Genomic DNA, 19,201 nt, shown 5'->3' on the forward strand with positions numbered 1-19,201 from the left:
CGCCGGATGACCGGCATCGCGGCGATCCTCAGTCGTTGCCGGCCGTCTCCGACAGCCGCTTCATCGTCGCGATGCGCGCGCCGATCAGGTCGACGCGGCCGTCCTCGCCGACGAGCGGCGCAGTCGAATCGCGGAACGCCTCCCACGCGCGTTGCGCGCGCACGAGCGTCGCGGCCGAATGCGCAGGCATCTTGCGACGCAGCTTCTGGTAATAGCGGTTCAAGTCGAACAGCGCGTGCTCGCATGCGGCATCCTGCACGCACGGCCGCACGCGGCGGATCGCCGGATCGCGCGGCGCGTTCGCCGGCTTGCCGCCGGCTGCCGCGGCGGCGCTTGGCGCCGCGACCGCCGCGCCGCGGGTACCGCCCTGCGCACCGCTCGTGGCCGCCACCGGCACGGCGGCAGGCGGCGGTGCATAACGGTCGGCCGCCGCGCGCAGCGCCAACGCGCGATCGCGCACCGGCTGCAGCTGCATGTCGGCGCTCGACATCGCGTACGACGTGCCGCGCGTCGTGTCGTACACGGCCTTCAGCAGGTGAATTTCATCCTTGCGCCACGTGACCCAGCGGCGCTGGCTGTCCTGCCAGCCGCGCTTCGCGTCGGCCGGCGCGTCGTTCGACAGGCGCTGGTACGCGCCGTCCATCACCGCCTGCCACTGCTGCTGCGCTTCGCCCATGCACTGGATCTGGCCGGCCGTCGACGACCGGTCGCGCCGCGCGAGACACTGCCGCATCGCGACGTCGATCGGGTCGGCCGCCGCCACTTCCGCATGCGCGACGCTCAGCCCAGCCGGCCCTGCCGACCAGCTCGCCCAGGCGACGAGCGCGGCCAGCGCCGCGCGTATCGTCCGGATTCGTCCCTGCGTCGCCATCAGTCGCGCACGCAGTCGACGAAGTACTCGACGCGCCCGTTCACCTCTTCCGCGACGAGGCCGTGGATGTCGGTGTGGAAGCCCGGGAAGCGCTCGTTGAAGTCGCGCGCGAACCGCAGGTAGTTCACGATCGTCTTGTTGAAGCGCTCGCCCGGGATCAGGAGCGGAATGCCCGGCGGGTACGGCGTGAGCAGGATGCTCGTCACGCGGCCTTCGAGCTCGTCGAGCGGCACGCGGTCGATCTTGCGGTGCGCGAGCTTCGCGAACGCGTCCGACGGCTTCATCGCCGGCTCCATGTCCGACAGGTACATCTCCGTCGTCAGGCGAGCGATGTCGTTCGCGCGGTACACGTCGTGGATCTGCGTGCACAGGTCGCGCAGGCCGACGCGCTCGTAGCGCGGATGCTGCGCGACGAATTCCGGCAGCACGCGCCACAGCGGCTGGTTGTTGTCGTAGTCGTCCTTGAACTGCTGCAGCTCGGTCACCATCGAGTTCCAGCGGCCCTTCGTGATGCCGATCGTGAACATGATGAAGAACGAGTACAGGCCGGTCTTCTCGACGATGATGCCGTGCTCGGCCAGGTACTTCGTGACGATCGCGGCCGGGATGCCCGTCTCGCCGAACTCGCCGTCGACGTCGAGCCCCGGCGTGATGATCGTCGCCTTGATCGGGTCGAGCATGTTGAAGCCTTCCGCCAGCGGGCCGAAGCCGTGCCAGTGGTCGTTCGGCTTCAGCATCCAGTCATCGCGCGAGCCGATGCCTTCTTCCGACAGGTCGTCCGGACCCCACACGCTGAAGAACCAGTCGTCGCCGTACTCGGCGTCGACCTTACGCATCGCGCGGCGGAAGTCGATCGCCTCGGCGATCGATTCCTCGACGAGCGCGGTGCCGCCCGGCGGCTCCATCATCGCGGCCGCGACGTCGCACGACGCGATGATCGCGTACTGCGGGCTCGTCGACGTGTGCATCAGGTACGCCTCGTTGAAGCGATGCTTGTCGAACGTGCGGTTCTCCGAATCCTGCACGACGATCTGCGACGCCTGCGAGATGCCGGCGAGCAGCTTGTGCGTCGAGTGCGTCGCGAACACGAGCGCGCCCGTGCGCGGGCGGCCGTCGCCGATCGCGTGCATGTCGCGGTAGAAGTCGTGGAACGTCGCGTGCGGCAGCCACGCTTCGTCGAAGTGCAGCGTGTCGAGCAGGTCGCCGAGCAGGTCCTTGATCATCTCGACGTTGTAGACGACGCCGTCGTACGTGCTCTGCGTGATCGTCAGGATGCGCGGCTTCATGTCCGGGTTCTGGCGCATCGCTTCGCGCGCGAACGGGTTCGCCTCGATCTTCCGGCGGATGTTCTCCGGCTTGAATTCGTCGCGCGGGATCGGCCCGATGATGCCGAAGTGGTTGCGCGTCGGCGTGAGGAACACGGGGATCGCGCCCGTCATCGTGATCGCGTGCAGGATCGACTTGTGGCAGTTGCGGTCGACCAGCACGATGTCGCCGGGAGCGACCGTCGCGTGCCAGACGATCTTGTTCGACGTCGACGTGCCGTTGGTCACGAAGAACAGGTGGTCCGCGCTGAAGATGCGCGCCGCATTGCGCTCGGACGCCGCGACCGGGCCCGTGTGATCGAGCAGCTGGCCGAGTTCGTCGACCGCGTTGCAGACGTCGGCGCGCAGCATGTTCTCGCCGAAGAACTGGTGGAACATCTGGCCGAGCGGGTTCTTCAGGAACGCGACGCCGCCCGAGTGGCCCGGGCAGTGCCACGAGTACGAGCCTTCGTCCGCGTACTTCACCAGTTCCTTGAAGAACGGCGGCGCGAGCGAGTCGAGATAGACCTTCGCCTCGCGGATGATGTGGCGCGCGACGAACTCCGGCGTGTCCTCGAACATGTGGATGAAGCCGTGCAGTTCGCGCAGGATGTCGTTCGGCAGATGCCGCGACGTGCGCGTCTCGCCGTACAGGAAGATCGGGATGTCCGCGTTGCGGCGGCGCACTTCGGTGACGAACGCGCGCAGCTCGATGATCGCGGTCGCGAGCTCGGGCAGTTCGCCGTCCGGGCCCGTTTCGCCGAGCATGAGTTCGTCGTCGTCGATCGACAGGATGAAGCACGACGCGCGGCTCGATTGCTGCGCGAACGACGTCAGATCGCCGTAGCTCGTGAGGCCGAGGACTTCGACGCCCTCCTTCTCGATCGCTTCGGCCAACGCCCGGATGCCGGAGCCCGAGATGTTCTCGGAGCGGAAATCTTCGTCGATGATGACGACGGGGAAACGAAACTTCATGGGCGATTCTCCAAAAAGAACGACCGCGGCGCGTCACGCGCAGCGGTCACCCGGAAACTGGTGAGACGTTATGCAACCAGATCAGGTTTTCGGCAGCGTGACACCGCGCTGACCCTGATACTTGCCGCCGCGATCGGCGTACGACACGTCGCACACTTCGTCGCTTTCGAAGAACAGCACCTGCGCGACACCTTCGTTCGCGTAGATCTTCGCGGGCAGCGGCGTGGTATTCGAGAATTCCAGCGTGACGTAGCCTTCCCACTCGGGTTCGAACGGCGTCACGTTGACGATGATCCCGCAGCGCGCGTACGTCGACTTGCCGAGGCAGACGGTCAGCACGGTGCGCGGGATGCGGAAATATTCGACGGTGCGGGCCAGCGCGAACGAGTTCGGCGGGATGATGCACACGTCGCCCTTGAAATCGACAAACGAACCCTCGTCGAAGTTCTTCGGATCGACGATCGTCGAGTTGATGTTCGTGAAGATCTTGAATTCGTCCGCGCAGCGGATGTCGTAGCCGTAGCTCGACGTGCCGTAGCTGACGATCCGGCGGCCGTCCTCGGACGCGCGGACCTGATCGGGCACGAACGGCTCGATCATCTTGTGTTCTTCGGCCATGCGCCGAATCCACTTGTCGGACTTGATGCTCATGCCAGCCTCCGCCGGGCCGTCCCAAGAAGGCTGGCCGTCCCCGCGGGGGACAGCGGACGAAGTGAGCGTTGGGGTCGTTTCATATCGGGGCGCCAGGAAACGCTGCGTGACAGTCAGGAAGGGTCGCTCGCGACGCGGCGACCCGGAAAGGCGCACATTTTACGCGATCATCGGCTCGCGTACGCGGCGGCCGTCAACGGATCACGCCACAGGCGAGCGCGGGTCCCGCGCCATGCTGCGGAAACGCCGGATCGCTCGGGTCGCGGTGGACCAGCGCCGCGCGGTTCAGCGCGGAGCGCACGCCGTCGAGGGCCAGATCGGGCGCGACGATGAAACCCGCCGCGACGCCGTTCGCATCCGCATGGATGTTGCCGAGATCGCCGGCGACCCGCGCGCCCGCGCGCAGCCGGTCGGCGGCCGGCGCGAACACCTGGCCGGCGCTCGAGCCGTCGCCCGCGTTGCAGTCGCCGCGCTCGTGCACCTGCAGCGCGTGATCGCTGTTCGGCGGCAGGCCGGCCAGGTTGTACGTGACCTGGACGCCATCCGGGCGTTCGACGAACGTCACCGCGCCGCGCGCCTGCGAGCCGACGGTCGGCTGCAACTGCGCGTCGGCACGCTTTTCGTGCGACGAGGAAAAAGAGGTACAGCCGGCCAGCAGGCCCAGCGCGGCGGCGGCCAGCAGCGCGCGCCGCGCGCGGCCGGCGCGCACGCCGTGATGTCGTTGGTTCATTCGATCCTCATGCCGGCTGGCGGCCATTTGACACGGCGGCCATGCCGGGCGGGTAAAGGGACCCGGGAAAAGTCGCCATGATACCGCGCCTCGCGGCGCCGTAAACAGCGTGAGGCCCCGCCCCGCAAGGGTTTTACGTATTTTGAACAACGATCGACGGGAACTTCGACGTCATGTCGCGTGCGCGCTCGGCGATCGCCAGCGCGACCCCGCGCGCGATGTCGCGATAGCGCCGCGCCAGCGCGCCGTCCGGTTCGGCCGCGACCGTCGGCGTGCCGCTGTCGGCGCGCTCGCGGATCGCGATGTCGAGCGGCAGGCTGCCGAGCACGGTCACGCCGTAGTCCTGCGCCATCCGCTCGGCACCGCCCGCGCCGAAGATGTGCTCTTCGTGGCCGCAGTTCGAGCACACGTGGATGCTCATGTTCTCGACGATACCGAGGATCGGAATCCCGACCTTCTCGAACATCTTCAGGCCCTTCTTCGCGTCGAGCAGCGCGATGTCCTGCGGGGTCGTCACGATCACGGCGCCGGTCACCGGCACGCGCTGCGCGAGCGTGAGCTGGATGTCGCCCGTGCCCGGCGGCATGTCGACGATCAGGTAGTCGAGCTCGCGCCAGTTGGTCTGTCGCAGCAGCTGCTCGAGCGCCGACGTCGCCATCGGGCCGCGCCACACCATCGGGTTGTCTTCCTCGATCAGGAAGCCGATCGAGTTCGCCTGCAGCCCGTGGCCGACCAGCGGGTTCATCGACTGGTTGTCGGGCGACTCGGGCCGCTGGCCGTGAATGCCGAGCATGGTCGGCAGCGACGGACCGTAGATGTCGGCGTCGAGAATGCCGACCGACGCGCCTTCCGCGGCGAGCGCGAGCGCGAGGTTGACGGCCGTCGTGCTCTTGCCGACGCCGCCCTTGCCCGACGCGACCGCGACGATGTTCTTCACGTTCGGCAGCAGCTTCACGCCGCGCTGCACCGTGTGCGCGACGATCTCCTGCGACACGGCGACGCGTGCGTCGCGCACGCCCGGCACGGCCTTCAGCGCAGCGGCGATGCGCGCGCGCACGTCGTCGTGCTGGCTGCGCGCGGGATAGCCGAGCACCACGTCGACCGCCACGGCGTCGCCGTCGATCGCGACGTTGCGCACGCCCTTGTTCGCCGCGTAAGGACGGCCCGTATTGGGGTCGACGACAGCCGCCAATGCGGCGTCGACTTGTGCCCGGTCAATGCTCATCGAAACTCCGTGAAAACGTTTTTCTCTCGCGCAAACGTCAAGAAATATCAAATAACGCTGCGAAAATCGGGAAAAGTGAAAGAATCTGTTGCACGCCATTGCGCGAACGCGCGCGGCGGAGCAATCTTCGCGTGCGGCATGCTATGGGGCCAAATCGGCCACGAACCGCCTATATTGTAGAGGCTGACGCATCACCCTGTCCGGAACAGCCACGCTGGCGAACAGGGCATGCAGCCGCCTCGGCGGCTGCCGCGGGCACGGGCCTGCCCACCTTTTTCGGGCGTCCGTGCCGGGAGCCGTAACTGTTGTTTGTCGTCGTTGTCGACTCGTTCAACCAAGAGAGGAATTCAAGATGAACATGAAAATCGCGACTCGCCTGTCCGTCTTCGCCTTGGCCGGCGCACTGCTGGCAGGCTGCGCCACGCAGCAAGGCAACAACACGGCCGTCGGGACCGGCACGGGCGCAGCGCTCGGCGCAGGCATCGGCGCGCTGGCCGGCGGCGGCAAGGGCGCGGCGATCGGCGCGGGCGTCGGCGCACTGGTCGGCGGCGTGACGGGTTACAACTGGCAGGCGATCAAGAACAAGCTCGCGCCGTCGGCAGCCAAGACGGGCACGCAGGTGACCGAGCAGCCGGACGGCTCGCTGAAGCTGAACGTGCCGAGCTCGGTGACGTTCGCGACCAACCAGTACGCGATCACGCCGGCCTTCACGCCGCTGCTGAACGACCTGGCGACGACGCTGAACCAGAACCCGCAAGTGACGGCGTCGGTCGTCGGCTACACGGACAGCACGGGTTCGCAGCAGCTGAACCAGACGCTGTCGCAGAACCGTGCGCAGAGCGTCGTCAACGCGCTGGTGCAGCGTGGCGTCGCCGGCGGCCGCCTGGCGGCACAGGGCATGGGCCCGTCGAACCCGATCGCGGACAACGCGACCGAAGCCGGCCGCGCACAAAACCGCCGCGTCGAGATCTACCTGCGCGCAGCCCAGCAGTAAGCATCGTCGCGAGAGGAAACGGGGTCGCGCGCCGGGCGCGCGACCCCGCCGCACAAGGCTTTCAGCGGGCTCCGTAACAAATCGAAAAAAATTTCGAACTTCTGTCGCGACCCGCGGTCTGTCTTTACGGTACGCGGCTGGCGCTGCCGGCGCGTCACCATTCTCCTCTTGTCGTTGTTGCTCCGGGGCCGAATTCGCCCCGGTTTTTTTTTGCCCGGAATTCGCCTGCTGCATCGCAGCATCGCACCGCCGGGCACGCCGCCGCCGCGGCCCCGCCCCTTCCTGCGCCCGATCCACGGCGCCCACGCCGGCTGACCTGCCCGCGCCCCTGCTAGAATCGCAGTTTCCGTCGTTTCCGCCGTTCTTCTACAGACCCTATGTCCGCATCCGACCTCACTTCCGTGCAGGCTGCGGCGCCGCAAGGCAGCCGCCAGATCCTCGTTACGTCCGCACTGCCCTATGCCAACGGCCAGATCCACATCGGCCACCTGGTCGAGTACATCCAGACCGACATCTGGGTGCGGACGCTGCGAATGCACGGTCACGAGGTCTACTACATCGGCGCCGACGACACGCACGGCACGCCGGTCATGCTGCGCGCGGAGAAGGAAGGCCTGACGCCGAAGCAGCTGATCGAGCGCGTGTGGACCGAGCACAAGCGCGACTTCGACAGCTTCGGCGTGTCGTTCGACAACTTCTACTCGACCGACTCGGACGAGAACCGCGTGCTGAGCGAGAAGATCTACCTCGCGCTGAAGGAAAACGACCTGATCGCCGAGCGCGAGATCGAACAGGCGTACGACCCGGTCAAGGAAATGTTCCTGCCGGACCGCTTCATCAAGGGCGAATGCCCGAAGTGCCACGCGAAGGACCAGTACGGCGACAACTGCGAAGTGTGCGGTTCGACCTACCTGCCGACCGAACTGCTGAACCCGTACTCGGTCGTGTCCGGTGCGACGCCGGTGCGCAAGACCTCGACGCACTACTTCTTCCGCCTGTCCGATCCGCGCTGCGAGTCGTTCCTGCGCGAATGGGTCAGCGGCCTCGCACAGCCCGAAGCGACCAACAAGATGCGTGAATGGCTCGGCGACGCCGGCGAGGCCAGGCTCGCCGACTGGGACATCTCGCGTGACGCGCCGTACTTCGGCTTCGAGATCCCGGGCGCGCCCGGCAAGTACTTCTACGTGTGGCTCGACGCGCCGGTCGGCTACTACGCGAGCTTCAAGAACCTGTGCGACCGCAACGGCATCGACTTCGATGCGTGGATCCGCCCGGGCACGAAGGCCGAGCAGTACCACTTCATCGGCAAGGACATCCTGTATTTCCACACGCTGTTCTGGCCGGCGATGCTCGAGTTCTCGGGCCATCGCACGCCGACCAACGTGTTCGCGCACGGCTTCCTGACGGTCGACGGCGCGAAGATGTCGAAGTCGCGCGGCACGTTCATCACCGCGCAGAGCTACATCGACACGGGCCTGAACCCGGAATGGCTGCGCTACTACTTCGCCGCGAAGCTGAACGCGACGATGGAAGACATCGACCTGAACCTCGACGATTTCCAGGCGCGCGTGAACAGCGACCTCGTCGGCAAGTACGTGAACATCGCGAGCCGCGCGGCCGGCTTCCTGCTCAAGCGTTTCGACGGCCGCGTGCAGGACAGCGCGATGAACCATCCGCTCGTCGCGACGCTGCGCGACGCGATTCCGGCGATCGCCGCGCACTACGAAGCGCGCGAATACAGCCGCGCGCTGCGCCAGACGATGGAGCTCGCGGACGAAGTGAACGCGTACGTCGACGGCGCGAAGCCGTGGGAACTCGCGAAGGATCCGGCCAACGCGGTCGCGCTGCACGAAACCTGCAGCGTGAGCCTCGAGGCGTTCCGCCTGCTGTCGCTCGCGCTGAAGCCGGTGATGCCGCGCGTGGCCGAAGCCGTCGAGGCCTTCTTCGGGATCGCGCCGCTCACGTGGGCCGACGCCGCGAAGCCGCTGTCGTCCGCGCAGCCGATCAAGGCGTACCAGCACTTGATGACGCGGGTCGATCCGAAGCAGATCGACGCGCTGCTCGCCGCGAACCGCGATTCGCTGCAGGCCGAGGCCGCCGGCGCCGCTGCCGCGGGGGCAACCGCCGCCAACGCCGCGAAGGACGCGAAAAACGCGAAGGCGAACGCGAAGGTGGCTGCGGCGAACGGTGCCGACGACGGCCCGATCTCGATCGACGATTTCGCGAAGATCGACCTGCGCATCGCGAAGATCGTCGCGTGTCAGGCCGTCGAGGGCTCCGACAAGCTGCTGCAGCTCACGCTCGACGTCGGCGAGGAAAAGACCCGCAACGTGTTCTCGGGCATCAAGTCCGCGTACCAGCCCGAGCAGCTCGTCGGCAAGCTGACGGTGATGGTCGCGAACCTCGCGCCGCGCAAGATGAAGTTCGGGCTGTCCGAAGGGATGGTGCTCGCCGCGTCGGCGGCCGACGAGAAGGCCGAGCCGGGCCTCTACATCCTTGAGCCGCACAGCGGCGCGAAGCCCGGCATGCGCGTGAAGTAAGCCGCACGCGCCGCTGCTTGCACAAGAAGCCCCGCACCACGTGCGGGGCTTTTTCATGGGCGGCCGCGAGCGGCGCCGCGGCCGGTGGTTGCAGGTCGGCGTGACGCTCGCCGCTACGCGGGCAGGCTTCGGCGCGTGCGCACGCGCGAACCGGAGCGCCGGCGCGCGTGGCCGACCGGCCAGGCGCCCGCTTCGTCACCGCTGGCCGAACCAGCGATCGAAACGCCGCGTGTAGTTCAGGTCGACGCCCTGGAACGTGCCGCCATACGCGGACACCGACCAGAAGCGCGTGAGGTTGATCGTCGCCTTGAACGCATTGCTCGCCGATTGCAGCCCTTGCTCGTAACCGAGCACGAAGCGCTCGTTGATCGCCTTCGAGATCTGCACGACCTGCGCATCGGTCAGGCCGACGTCGCTGCGGCCGATCGAGAATTCGTCGAGACCGATGCTCTGCGCGACGCGCTTGCCGGTCGCGCTGCCGAGCAGCCCGAGCGCGGCCGTCATCGCGTTCTGCTGGCCGACGTTGTTGCCCTGGTCGGTGCCGTGCCCGAACAGCAGCCACGACAGCTTTTCGTTGTCGGTGACGTTCGGCTCGGACACGAGCTTGACCGTCGGCGACTGGATCGTGCCGGTGACCTGCACGCCGGCCTCGACCTCCTGGTTGCGCCGCATCGCGAGGATGTTCACGCCCGGATTCGACACCGGGCCGTTGAACGTGAAGAAGCCGTTCTCGACCGCGAGCTTGCGGCCGAACGACGTATACGTCGAGCCTTCCGTCACGCGCACGTTGCCGACCGCGCGCAGCGGCACGCCGGGCGCGCTCATCACGGTGATCGTGCCGCGCAGGCCGAGATCCGCGCCGTGCCCCTTGAAGCGGAAGTTGTTGCCGAGCCCGATGTCGATGTTCGCGCGCGGCGCGAGCGACGGCGCCGGCTTATCCTCGACCTTCTGCGGCTTCGCGACCGCCGTACCGGTCTGCACGTCGCCGCGCACCGTGCCGTCCGGGCGCACGATCACGACGTCGTCGGACAGGTGCGGCGCCGACTCCTCCGGCAGGTCGAACAGCGCGCGGTCGACGACGAACTTGCCGTCGATCGACAGTGCGCCGCGCGGCCCGTCGTTCGCGACGGTCGCCTTGCCCGACAGCGACAGCTTGCGATCCGGCGCCGCGAACAGCTCGAGCTTGTCCGCGACGATGCTCGCGGTCAGGTCGGGCGCCTCGCCGTCGAGACGCACGCGGCCGATCGCGCGCAGCGTTCCGTCGCCGCCGTGGAACTCGACCTGCTGGAATTCGACGAGGTTCTCCGCGAGCTTCACGCGCACGATGCCGTCCTTCAGCTGCACGCCCTGATCGACGAGCGTCGCGGACAGGTCGTCGCCCGTCAGCATCCCCGACACGTTCGGCTTCACCGGCGTGCCCGCGACCGTCAGCTTCAACGCCGCGCGCCCGCCGAGCAGGTAGCTCGGCCCGAACAGGTTGCCGGTCGCCTTCAGCGACGGAATGTCGGCGTCGATGCGGCCCGACAGCGGGCCGTCGTCGACGACGCCGAACACGCCGTCGCGCAGCGCGAACGGCACGGTGACGTTCGCGTCGAGCGTGCCGACCCGGTTCGCCTTCGCGAGCGCCACCACGTTGAGCCGGTTGCCGGGTGCAAAGCTCGCGCGCGCGGACAGGTCGGTCAACCCGAGCGACGCAATACCGCGCCCGGTCTCGACCGTCACGTCGCCGCCGCGCCGCTTCACCTGCACGTAGCCCGTCGCGTTCGCGCCGAGCGAGAAATCCCAGTCGGCATCGAGCACGACGTCGGTGCGCACCGGCGGCCGCTGGCCCGTCAGTTCCTGGCGGATCTCGAGGAAACGGGCGACCGATGCATCGCGCACGGCGCCTGCCGAGCGCATCTGGCCGTGGTCGAACACGAACGACTTCAGGTCGATCGCCGCGCCTTCGAGCGTGAGCCGCGTCGCGCCGAGCGTCACGCGGCCGGCGCCGGCCGACACCGCAAGCGGCGCCTGCAGCGCCACCGCCGGCGTGCCGCGGTTCGCGAGGCGCGTGACGGTGCCGTCCCAGCGCGTTCCGTCGCGGCTCTCGACCACGCCGCCGTTCGCCGCGAGCGTCAGGTCGATCACGCGGCCGCCGGCCGTCCCCATCGCCGACGCGTCGAGCGTGTGCTTCGCGCGCGTGCCGTCGAGGTTCGCGCGCAGCGATTTCAGTTGCAGCGAGCCGAGTGCGATGTCGGTCGCGTCGGCCGTGAACACGAGCGCGCCGTGCGCGCCGTCGCGGATGTCGGCGCGACCCTGCGCGGCACCGATCCGGTTCGAGCCGACCACGACGTGCTGGGCCTTGTAGGTGGCCGTCACGTTCGGATGCGCGAAGCTGCCGGTCAGCTCGCCCTGCGCCTGCACGAGCCCCTGCACGCCGAAGCCGAGCCGGTCGAGTTCCGGCGCGTCGACGACGAAGCGCAGCCGGTCGCCCGGCGCGCCGAAACTGCCGCGCAGGTCGACGTGGTTGCCCGCGATCGACAGCGTCGCATTGCTCGGCAGGATCCGCGAGCCGGCGAACTGCACGACGCCTGCGCCGGTCAGCGGCACGCCGTCGTACAGGCTGTCGCCGAGCTTGAAGGTCGCCTTCGTCGACATCTGCGGCGCGAACGCGCCGGATGCCGTCAGCGTGCCCGATACGCGCGTCTCGCCGCGCCTGGCCGGCGCCTTGGCCGCGGCGGCGGTTTTGGTCGCTGTTTTGGTCGCTGTTTTGGCCACTTTTGCCGCCGGCTTGCCGCTACCGGCCTTCGGCGCGCCCATCGCCGCGAGCAGCAGCGGATCGAACGCGGTCAGCGTCGCCTTCGCGTCGTAGCTCGAATGCGCATCGTGACGGAACACGCCGGTCAGGTCGATACGGCCCTTGCCCGCCGTCACGCGTGCATCGGTCAGCACCGTCTGCTGCGGCGTCAGCGCGACCTTCGCACGCGCGCCGAGCGCGAGCTTCGGATCGTTCAGGTCGAAATCGACGGTCGTCACGTCGCCGGCGAGCGTCACGCCGAGCGGCCCGCCCAGGCGCATCGGCCGCAACTCGGCAATGAAGGCGTTCAGGTCGAGATTCGCGACCTTCAGGTCGAAGCGGCCCTTGCCGCCCGTCAGCGTGCCGTTGCCGGTCACGCTGCCGTCGCGGATCAGTTTCAGCGCGAGGCCGTCGATTCGCTGCGCGTGCGCGTCGAGATGGACGGTCGCATGCGCGTCGACGACCGGCAGCAGGTGCTCGCCGAGCGTGCCGGGCTTCGCGTTGACGATCGACACGGGGCCGGTCACCGCGAACCCCTTCGCCGGGGCAGTGCCGGCCGGCGCGGTCACGGGCGCCAGCTCCGCGCGCACCGCGAGATCGGCGGCCGGCGCGCCCGGCGCGATCGCCTGCGGGTTCACGTGATCGAACGCGAGCGACGCGCGCGTGAGCGGCACCGTGCCGAACGGCGCGGCCTCGACGTGCGCGCGGCCGTTCAGTTTCATCCCGCTCGCGGTCACGTCGGCGACGAGCGCTTCGAGCGAACCCGATACGTTCGCGCTCGCGTTGACCGCTTCGTTGGCCAGCTTGCCCACGTAGGTCGCGTTGCCCGTCAGCGCGAACGGCTTCGCGCCGTCGAGCTTAGCGCGCGCGGTCAGCGCGCCGTACGGCGTGTCGACGCCATCGAGCGCGAGTTCATGGTGACGGCCGTCGCTGCGGCCGTTCAGCGCGAGATGGTCGAGCTGCGTCGTCGAGCCGCCTTCGTGGATCGCCAGGTGATCGACACGCAGGTCGTCGATCCGCAACTGCAGCGGCAGGCTCAGGTCCTGCGGCGTCGCGGCCGGTTTCGACGGCCCCGGCACGATCCGCACGTCGACCGTGCCCGCGCGCAGGTAAGCGACCGACAGCCGCCACGGCGCGCGGGTCAGCACCCAGCGGCCGTCGAGCCGGTCGATCCGCACTTCGGTGCTCGTGCCGCCGGGGCTCGTCCACGCGAAGCCGCGCAGCCGCACGCCGGTCGCGAGCGCGCCGCCGTCCAGCGTGCCCGCCAGCCGGCCGCCGAGTACGCGCACGGCCGTCTGCCACGCGAGCCGCGTGCCGCGCTCGGTCGTCGCCGCGGCCAGCACGAGCCCGGCCGCCAGCACGACGAGCAGCACGGCCGTCACGAGCGTCCACGCGACGATCCGGCCCGCACGCACACGCCGCGGCCCGCGCGGCGGCGCACCGGGCGCGCGCTCGGGCGAGTCCGGATCGTTCGGCGGCGGCGTGTCGTTCGGGTCCTTCGTCATGCGGTTCGTCGTGGCTCGTGCAACAAGGTCAGAAGGCGATGCCGAGCGTCAGGTACGGGCGCACGCTGTGGTTGCGCAGTCCGTACGCGACGTCGACGTTGATCGGGCCGACGGGGCTGCGCCAGCGCGCGCCGATGCCGACGCCCGGATAGAACACGCGCTCGCCCCACGCATCGGTCGCGGTGCCGATGTCGAAGAAGGTCGCGGCGCCCCAGTCGCGGTTGAACCAGTGCTGGTATTCGGCGGTGCCCGTCATCAGGTACTTGGTCGGCAGCACGGAGCCGGCGACGCTGTTGCCGATGCTCTGGTAACCGTAGCCGCGCACCGAGTTCGAGCCGCCCGCGCGGAACAGCAGCGATGCCGGCACGCCGGTCGAGCTGCCGCTCGTGAACACGCCGCCGAGCTCCGCGCGGAACACGAACAGGTCGCGCTTGCCGATCGGCACGTACTGCTGGCCGCGCGCGTAACCGCGGATGAAGGTCTGGTCGGTCAACACGCCCTTGATCGCGAAGCCGGCCTCCGCGTGGATCAGGTTGCCCGAGCGCGGGAACAGCGGATCGTCGACGTTGCGGCGCGTCCATGCCCACTGCGGCACCAGCGCGCGGCTCGTGGTCGGGCCGGCGCCGTTCTGGTCGAGCCGGTCCTGGTAGAACATCAGCGAGTACGCGTAGTCGATGAACTGGCCGGTGCGCGTGCGCTGCACGCCGACCCGCGCGCTGTAGATGCGCGTGTCCGACACGTTGGTGTTCGTGTACGACGCGAGCACGCTGTTGGTCCACCCTTTCGCGCCGGGCGGCATCGACAGCTGGACCTGGCCGTACTGCTGGATCTGGTCGAGCCGGCCCGACACGGTGAACGGCCACGCGGCGCCGAACGTGTCGAGATACGTGTAGGAGCCCTGCACGTGCGGGCCCGTATCGGTCGCGTAGCCGACGCCGCCGCGAATGTTGTTGTACGGGAACTCGCTGACCTTCACGTGCACGGGCGTACGCTCGGGCTTCGACGTATCGTCGCCGACGTCGATCGCGACGCTCGCATAGTACGGCGTGTTCTGCAGTTGCCGCTGCAGCTCGGTGATCCGCTGCACGTCGTAGATCTCGCCTTCCGACAGCGGATTGACGTTCGTGACGATCTTCTCCGGGTAGCGGCGCACGCCATCGACATCAACCTTGCCGATCGTGAATGTCGGGCCGCTGTCGAACGTGACGGCCAGCGTCGCGCGCTGCGTGCGCGGGTCGATGCGCGCCTCCGACGACGCGATCTTCGCGCCCAGGTAGCGGCGCGCCTGCAATTGCCTGAGCGCCGCGCCCTTCGCGACGTCCCAGTCCGATTGCGTGAACGGGTCGCCCGGCTTCAGCGAAAACGCGAAGCGGGTCGCGGCCTCCTGCTTCGGATCCTCGGTGCCGACCGGGCCCTTGAACGTCAGGTCGACCGTCGACACGACGGTCTGCGGCCCCGGATCGACGGCGACGCGCACGTCACGCTTGCCGTCGCGCGTGCGCACGTCGGTGCGCACGACCGGCGAAAAATAGCCGGCCGTCGCGGTCAGGTCGCGCACCTGCTGCGGTGTCGCGGTCACGAGGAAGTCGAACTGGTCGTCGCTGATGTCGTCGCGCTTCGCGAAGCGCGCGATGTCGAGATGGGTCTTGAGTAGCTTGCGGATCGAGCGCGGCGCGTCGATGTCGACGTCGTACTTCGCGTAGGCCGGCAGCACGACGAACGCGGCGAGACAGCCGACGAGGGCTGCCCGGGCCGCCGCACCGGCGCCGCGCCGTGCGCGACGACCGGGGTGTCGGGCCGCGCGCGGGCTCGTCTCATGCGTCGTGTGTGCTTGCTGGTTCGCGTGACCCGCCAAATATGACCTCACCCTCGGTTGTCGTGATTCCGTGGAAAACCCTGTATTTGACCACAAGGCGGCGGCCCTGCCCGCGCGGGCCCCGCTTTGACGCTTGCGCGCAACGACGCGCGCACGGGCCCGGCCGGTCGCGCCGCGGGCACCGGCCAGCGGATTCGACGCGCGATTGCCGCCGGCTGTTCCCCGCGATGCGGTAAAATCCCGCCATCGCGAATCCGGCGCATCGTGCGCCGCCCGAAACGGAAAGCCAAGCCATGCCGTACCAGTCCGACGTCACGCAATTCCTGAACCAGCTCAAGCAACAGAAGCCGACGCTCGAAGAAGAGCAGCGCAAGGGCCGCTCCCTGCTGTGGGACAAGCAGCCGATCGACCTCGACGAGCGTGCCGAGCAGCAGGAATCGCGCGTGAAGCAAACGTCCTACGTCTACTACCAGAACTTCTGACGACGTGAGCGCCGCCGACGAGGCCAGCGCCGCCCGGCAGGACGACGCGATCGCCGCGCCCGCGGGCGCCGATTCGACGCCCGACACGGTCGACGGTGTCGCGGCGTTCGCACGCCTGTACGGCGAGCCGCTCTTCAAGCTGCCGCAGGACCTCTACATCCCGCCCGATGCGCTCGAGGTGTTCCTCGAGACGTTCGAAGGCCCGCTCGACCTGCTGCTGTACCTGATCCGCAAGCAGAACTTCAACGTGCTCGACATCCCGATGGCGCAGGTCACCGCGCAATATCTGGGTTACGTCGACCAGATCCGCACGTCGAACCTCGAGCTGGCCGCCGAATACCTGCTGATGGCCGCGATGCTGATCGAGATCAAGTCGCGGATGCTGTTGCCGGTCAAGAAGGCCGACACGGGCGAGGAAGCCGAGGATCCGCGCGCGGAACTCGTGCGCCGCCTGCTCGAATACGAGCAGATGAAGCTCGCCGCGCAACGTCTCGACCAGTTGCCGCAGCTCGGCCGCGACTTCCTGCGCGCCGAGGTCTACATCGAGCAGAGCATCACGCCGCGCTTTCCCGACGTGAACTCGGACGACCTGCGCGCCGCGTGGGCCGACGTGCTCAAGCGCGCGAAGCTCGTCCAGCACCACAAGATCTCCCGCGAGGAGCTGTCGGTGCGCGAACACATGAGCCTGATCCTGCGCAAGCTGCAGAACGCACGCTTCATGGAGTTCGCCGACCTGTTCGACACGTCGCGCGGCGTGCCGGTCGTGGTCGTGAACTTCATCGCGATGCTCGAACTCGCGCGCGAATCGCTCGTCGAGATCACGCAGCCCGAACCGTTCGCGCCGATCTACGTGCGCCTCGCGTACCTGCCCGCATAAGGCGCCCGCCGCCCCCGCCTCACCCCGCACACCGAAACACGCCGCATCCCGCCGCCGGGCCCGCCCGCGCGGGCTGCCTGCGGCGCGCCCGCGCAAAAAGTGAACGATCGTACTTTTTTCGATGCGTCCGGCGGCCAAATCCTCTACAATCCGCCGACGCCCGATGCGCCGCCCGCGCGCCGGCGTTCTCCGCTTCGACCCCGACGCCGCTGTTGCGGCGCCAACGCGCGCCTGCGCGAGGAACCCGCTACCCGATCATGAAAGTCATCAGCTCGATCCAGGAACTGCGCGACCAGTTGCGCGGACAGAACCGCACGGCGTTCGTGCCGACGATGGGCAACCTGCACGAAGGTCACCTGTCGCTGATGCGCCTCGCGCGCCAGCACGGCGACCCGGTCGTGGCGAGCATCTTCGTCAACCGGCTGCAGTTCGGCCCGAACGAGGATTTCGACAAATATCCGCGCACGCTGCAGGACGATATCGAGAAGCTGCAGAAGGAAAACGTCTACGTGCTGTTCGCGCCGACCGAGCGCGACATGTATCCGGAGCCGCAGGAGTACCGCGTGCTGCCGCCCGACGACCTCGGCGGGATTCTCGAGGGCGAGTTCCGCCCCGGCTTCTTCGCCGGCGTGTGCACGGTCGTCACCAAGCTGATGTCCTGCGTGCAGCCGCGCGTCGCCGTGTTCGGCAAGAAGGATTACCAGCAGCTGATGATCGTGCGCCGCATGTGCCAGCAGCTCGCGCTGCCGGTCGAGATCATCGCGGCCGAGACCGTGCGCGACGAGGACGGCCTCGCGCTGTCGTCGCGCAACCGCTACCTGACGACCGACGAGCGCAAGGAAGCGCCCGAGCTCGCGAAGACGCTGCAACGCGTGCGCGAGAGCGTGCTCGGCGGCGAGCGCGACCTCGGCACGCTCGAGCAGCACGCGCGCACGCATCTGGCCGAGCGCGGCTGGGCGCCCGACTACATCGCGATCCGCCGCCGCGCGAACCTGATCGCGCCGAGCGCCGCCGAGCTCGAAGCCGGCGAGCCGCTCGTCGTGCTCGCGGCCGCGAAGCTCGGCGCGACGCGCCTGATCGACAACCTGGAAATCTGACGGGCCGCCCGCCCTCGCCTCACACGCATCACGGAGATACCATGCAGCGCCACATGCTCAAATCGAAGATCCACCGCGCGGCCGTCACGCACTGCGAGCTGCATTACGAAGGCTCGTGCGCGATCGACGAAGACCTGCTCGAAGCGGCGGGCCTGATCGAAAACGAACGGATCGACATCTGGAACATCAACAACGGCGAGCGCTTCTCGACCTACGCGATCAAGGGCGAGCGCGGCAGCGGGATGATCTCGCTGAACGGCTCGGCCGCGCGCCGCGCGCAACTCGGCGACCTCGTGATCATCGCGGCGTTCGCGATGGTCGACGAAGCCGAGCTGCAGGCCGGCTGGAAGCCGAAGCTCGTGTTCATCGACGAAGGCAACAAGATCAAGGGCCACCGCGACCACGTGCCGACGCAGAACTGGACCTGATTCACGCGGCCGGCCGGCGTATCGCGGCGCGCCGGATCGCTGCCGCGGCGCCCCGCGCGCCGGGGCGGCCGAAGCCGCGCAGCCGCATACGTACGAAGGGCCTGATCCGGCACGCTGCCGCATCAGGCCCTTCTTCATTGGAGCGGGAACCGACCGAATTCGACCGGCTGCGCCGCGCGGGTTCGCCTCGCGCGCTCAGGACGCCTTCGCGACCTTCTCCGCTTTCGGCGCGCGGCGCTCGGCCCATTCGACGATCGGCCGCCACTGCTCGAGGTCCTTCTCGACGCGGCTCTTCGCGACGTCCCACAGCGTCAGGCCGTGCGCGGCGATCTGCACGTAGTTCTGCGTGTCGCGCACGTAGCCGAGCACCGGCAGCCCGAGCCCTTCGACGAAACGGTGCAGCTGGTCGGACGAGCGCGTGCGCGCGTCGACCCGCATCCCGACGATCCCGACCTCGACGCTGCCCTTGCGCACGGCCTTCTCGCCGGCGAGGCGCTCCAGAAACTGCTGGGTCGCGAGAATATCGAACATCGACGGCTGCAGCGGCACGATCACCTTGTCGGCGAGCTGCAGCGCGACGTTGAGCCGGTTGCCGTGCAGCCCGGCCGGCGTGTCGATCACCGCATATTCGAGGCCGCGCGGCGGCTTCGACGGCGCATCCGGGTCGAGCTCCCACGCCTCGATCGGCGGCAGGCCGGCCGGCCGCAGGTCGAGCCACGCATGCGCGGACTGCTGCCGGTCCAGATCGGCGAGCGCGACCCATGCGCCCTGCGCCGCGAAATAGCCGGCAAGATTGGTGGACAGCGTGCTCTTCCCCACGCCGCCCTTCGGATTCGCCACCACGATGACCGTCATGAATTCCCCCGAAAAAGCCGTGCGGCGCCTGCCGCCCTGGCAGGCGCCGCTCGATTGCGGATACAGGGAGCGATG

14 protein-coding genes are annotated in these 19,201 nt (G+C 68.5%); 6 read left to right on the plus strand and 8 right to left on the minus strand.

What is annotated here, in order from left to right:
* Positions 1-28 precede the first annotated feature (28 nt).
* The 5 genes from DID99_RS02075 to apbC all read right to left on the minus strand — a co-directional run bounded on the left by DID99_RS02075 (position 29) and on the right by apbC (position 5,756).
* Positions 29-871 carry a lysozyme inhibitor LprI family protein gene (locus DID99_RS02075; protein WP_124666002.1) on the minus strand — a complete coding sequence of 281 codons (843 nt, stop codon included), beginning with the start codon at positions 869-871 and terminating at the stop codon, positions 29-31.
* Positions 871-3,150 (minus strand): arginine/lysine/ornithine decarboxylase, encoded by a 2,280-nt coding sequence (locus tag DID99_RS02080; protein ID WP_044847725.1) that lies wholly within the window; start codon positions 3,148-3,150, stop codon positions 871-873. Before DID99_RS02080 ends, DID99_RS02075 begins: the two co-directional genes overlap by 1 nt.
* A gap of 81 nt (positions 3,151-3,231) precedes the next feature.
* Entirely contained in the window at positions 3,232-3,801 is a 570-nt protein-coding gene (dcd, locus tag DID99_RS02085) for a dCTP deaminase (protein ID WP_006398615.1), read from the minus strand.
* A gap of 193 nt (positions 3,802-3,994) precedes the next feature.
* Positions 3,995-4,531 (minus strand): superoxide dismutase [Cu-Zn], encoded by a 537-nt coding sequence (gene sodC / locus DID99_RS02090; RefSeq protein ID WP_044847724.1) that lies wholly within the window; start codon positions 4,529-4,531, stop codon positions 3,995-3,997.
* Positions 4,532-4,664: 133 nt separating this feature from the next.
* Positions 4,665-5,756, minus strand: a complete 1,092-nt coding sequence (gene apbC, locus DID99_RS02095) for an iron-sulfur cluster carrier protein ApbC (RefSeq protein WP_044847723.1) — start codon at positions 5,754-5,756, stop codon at positions 4,665-4,667.
* Positions 5,757-6,108: 352 nt separating this feature from the next.
* Between apbC and DID99_RS02100 the strand changes: the two genes are divergently transcribed.
* Together DID99_RS02100 and metG are read left to right on the plus strand one after the other, a co-directional pair.
* Entirely contained in the window at positions 6,109-6,750 is a 642-nt protein-coding gene (locus DID99_RS02100; protein ID WP_044847722.1) for an OmpA family protein, read from the plus strand.
* A gap of 377 nt (positions 6,751-7,127) precedes the next feature.
* Positions 7,128-9,290 carry a methionine--tRNA ligase gene (gene metG / locus DID99_RS02110; RefSeq protein ID WP_044847721.1) on the plus strand — a complete coding sequence of 721 codons (2,163 nt, stop codon included), beginning with the start codon at positions 7,128-7,130 and terminating at the stop codon, positions 9,288-9,290.
* 195 nt (positions 9,291-9,485) lie between these two features.
* Here the strand turns inward: metG and DID99_RS02115 are convergent, their stop codons facing one another.
* Together DID99_RS02115 and DID99_RS02120 are read right to left on the minus strand one after the other, a co-directional pair.
* Positions 9,486-13,571 (minus strand): translocation/assembly module TamB domain-containing protein, encoded by a 4,086-nt coding sequence (locus DID99_RS02115; protein WP_124666004.1) that lies wholly within the window; start codon positions 13,569-13,571, stop codon positions 9,486-9,488.
* A 28-nt stretch (positions 13,572-13,599) separates the two neighbouring features.
* Positions 13,600-15,426: an autotransporter assembly complex family protein gene (locus tag DID99_RS02120; protein ID WP_124666093.1), complete on the minus strand. Its 1,827-nt coding sequence runs from the start codon at positions 15,424-15,426 to the stop codon at positions 13,600-13,602.
* A 254-nt stretch (positions 15,427-15,680) separates the two neighbouring features.
* On the opposite strand from DID99_RS02120, the gene DID99_RS02125 reads away from it, so the two are divergent.
* The 4 genes from DID99_RS02125 (at position 15,681) to panD (ending at position 18,271) form a co-directional block, all read left to right on the plus strand.
* Positions 15,681-15,869 carry a DUF3460 family protein gene (locus tag DID99_RS02125; RefSeq protein ID WP_044849219.1) on the plus strand — a complete coding sequence of 63 codons (189 nt, stop codon included), beginning with the start codon at positions 15,681-15,683 and terminating at the stop codon, positions 15,867-15,869.
* Positions 15,870-15,873: 4 nt separating this feature from the next.
* Entirely contained in the window at positions 15,874-16,746 is an 873-nt protein-coding gene (locus DID99_RS02130) for a ScpA family protein (protein WP_044849220.1), read from the plus strand.
* A 257-nt stretch (positions 16,747-17,003) separates the two neighbouring features.
* Positions 17,004-17,843: a pantoate--beta-alanine ligase gene (panC, locus tag DID99_RS02135; protein WP_124521549.1), complete on the plus strand. Its 840-nt coding sequence runs from the start codon at positions 17,004-17,006 to the stop codon at positions 17,841-17,843.
* 41 nt (positions 17,844-17,884) lie between these two features.
* The gene (gene panD, locus DID99_RS02140) at positions 17,885-18,271 is read left to right on the plus strand and encodes an aspartate 1-decarboxylase (protein ID WP_006484038.1); all 387 of its coding nucleotides are present in this window, start codon (positions 17,885-17,887) and stop codon (positions 18,269-18,271) included.
* A gap of 195 nt (positions 18,272-18,466) precedes the next feature.
* Here the strand turns inward: panD and DID99_RS02145 are convergent, their stop codons facing one another.
* Positions 18,467-19,126 (minus strand): ParA family protein, encoded by a 660-nt coding sequence (locus DID99_RS02145; RefSeq protein ID WP_044849222.1) that lies wholly within the window; start codon positions 19,124-19,126, stop codon positions 18,467-18,469.
* Positions 19,127-19,201 lie beyond the last annotated feature (75 nt).

It is taken from the genome of Burkholderia sp. Bp8986, assembly GCF_003854225.1.
Lineage (GTDB): Bacteria > Pseudomonadota > Gammaproteobacteria > Burkholderiales > Burkholderiaceae > Burkholderia.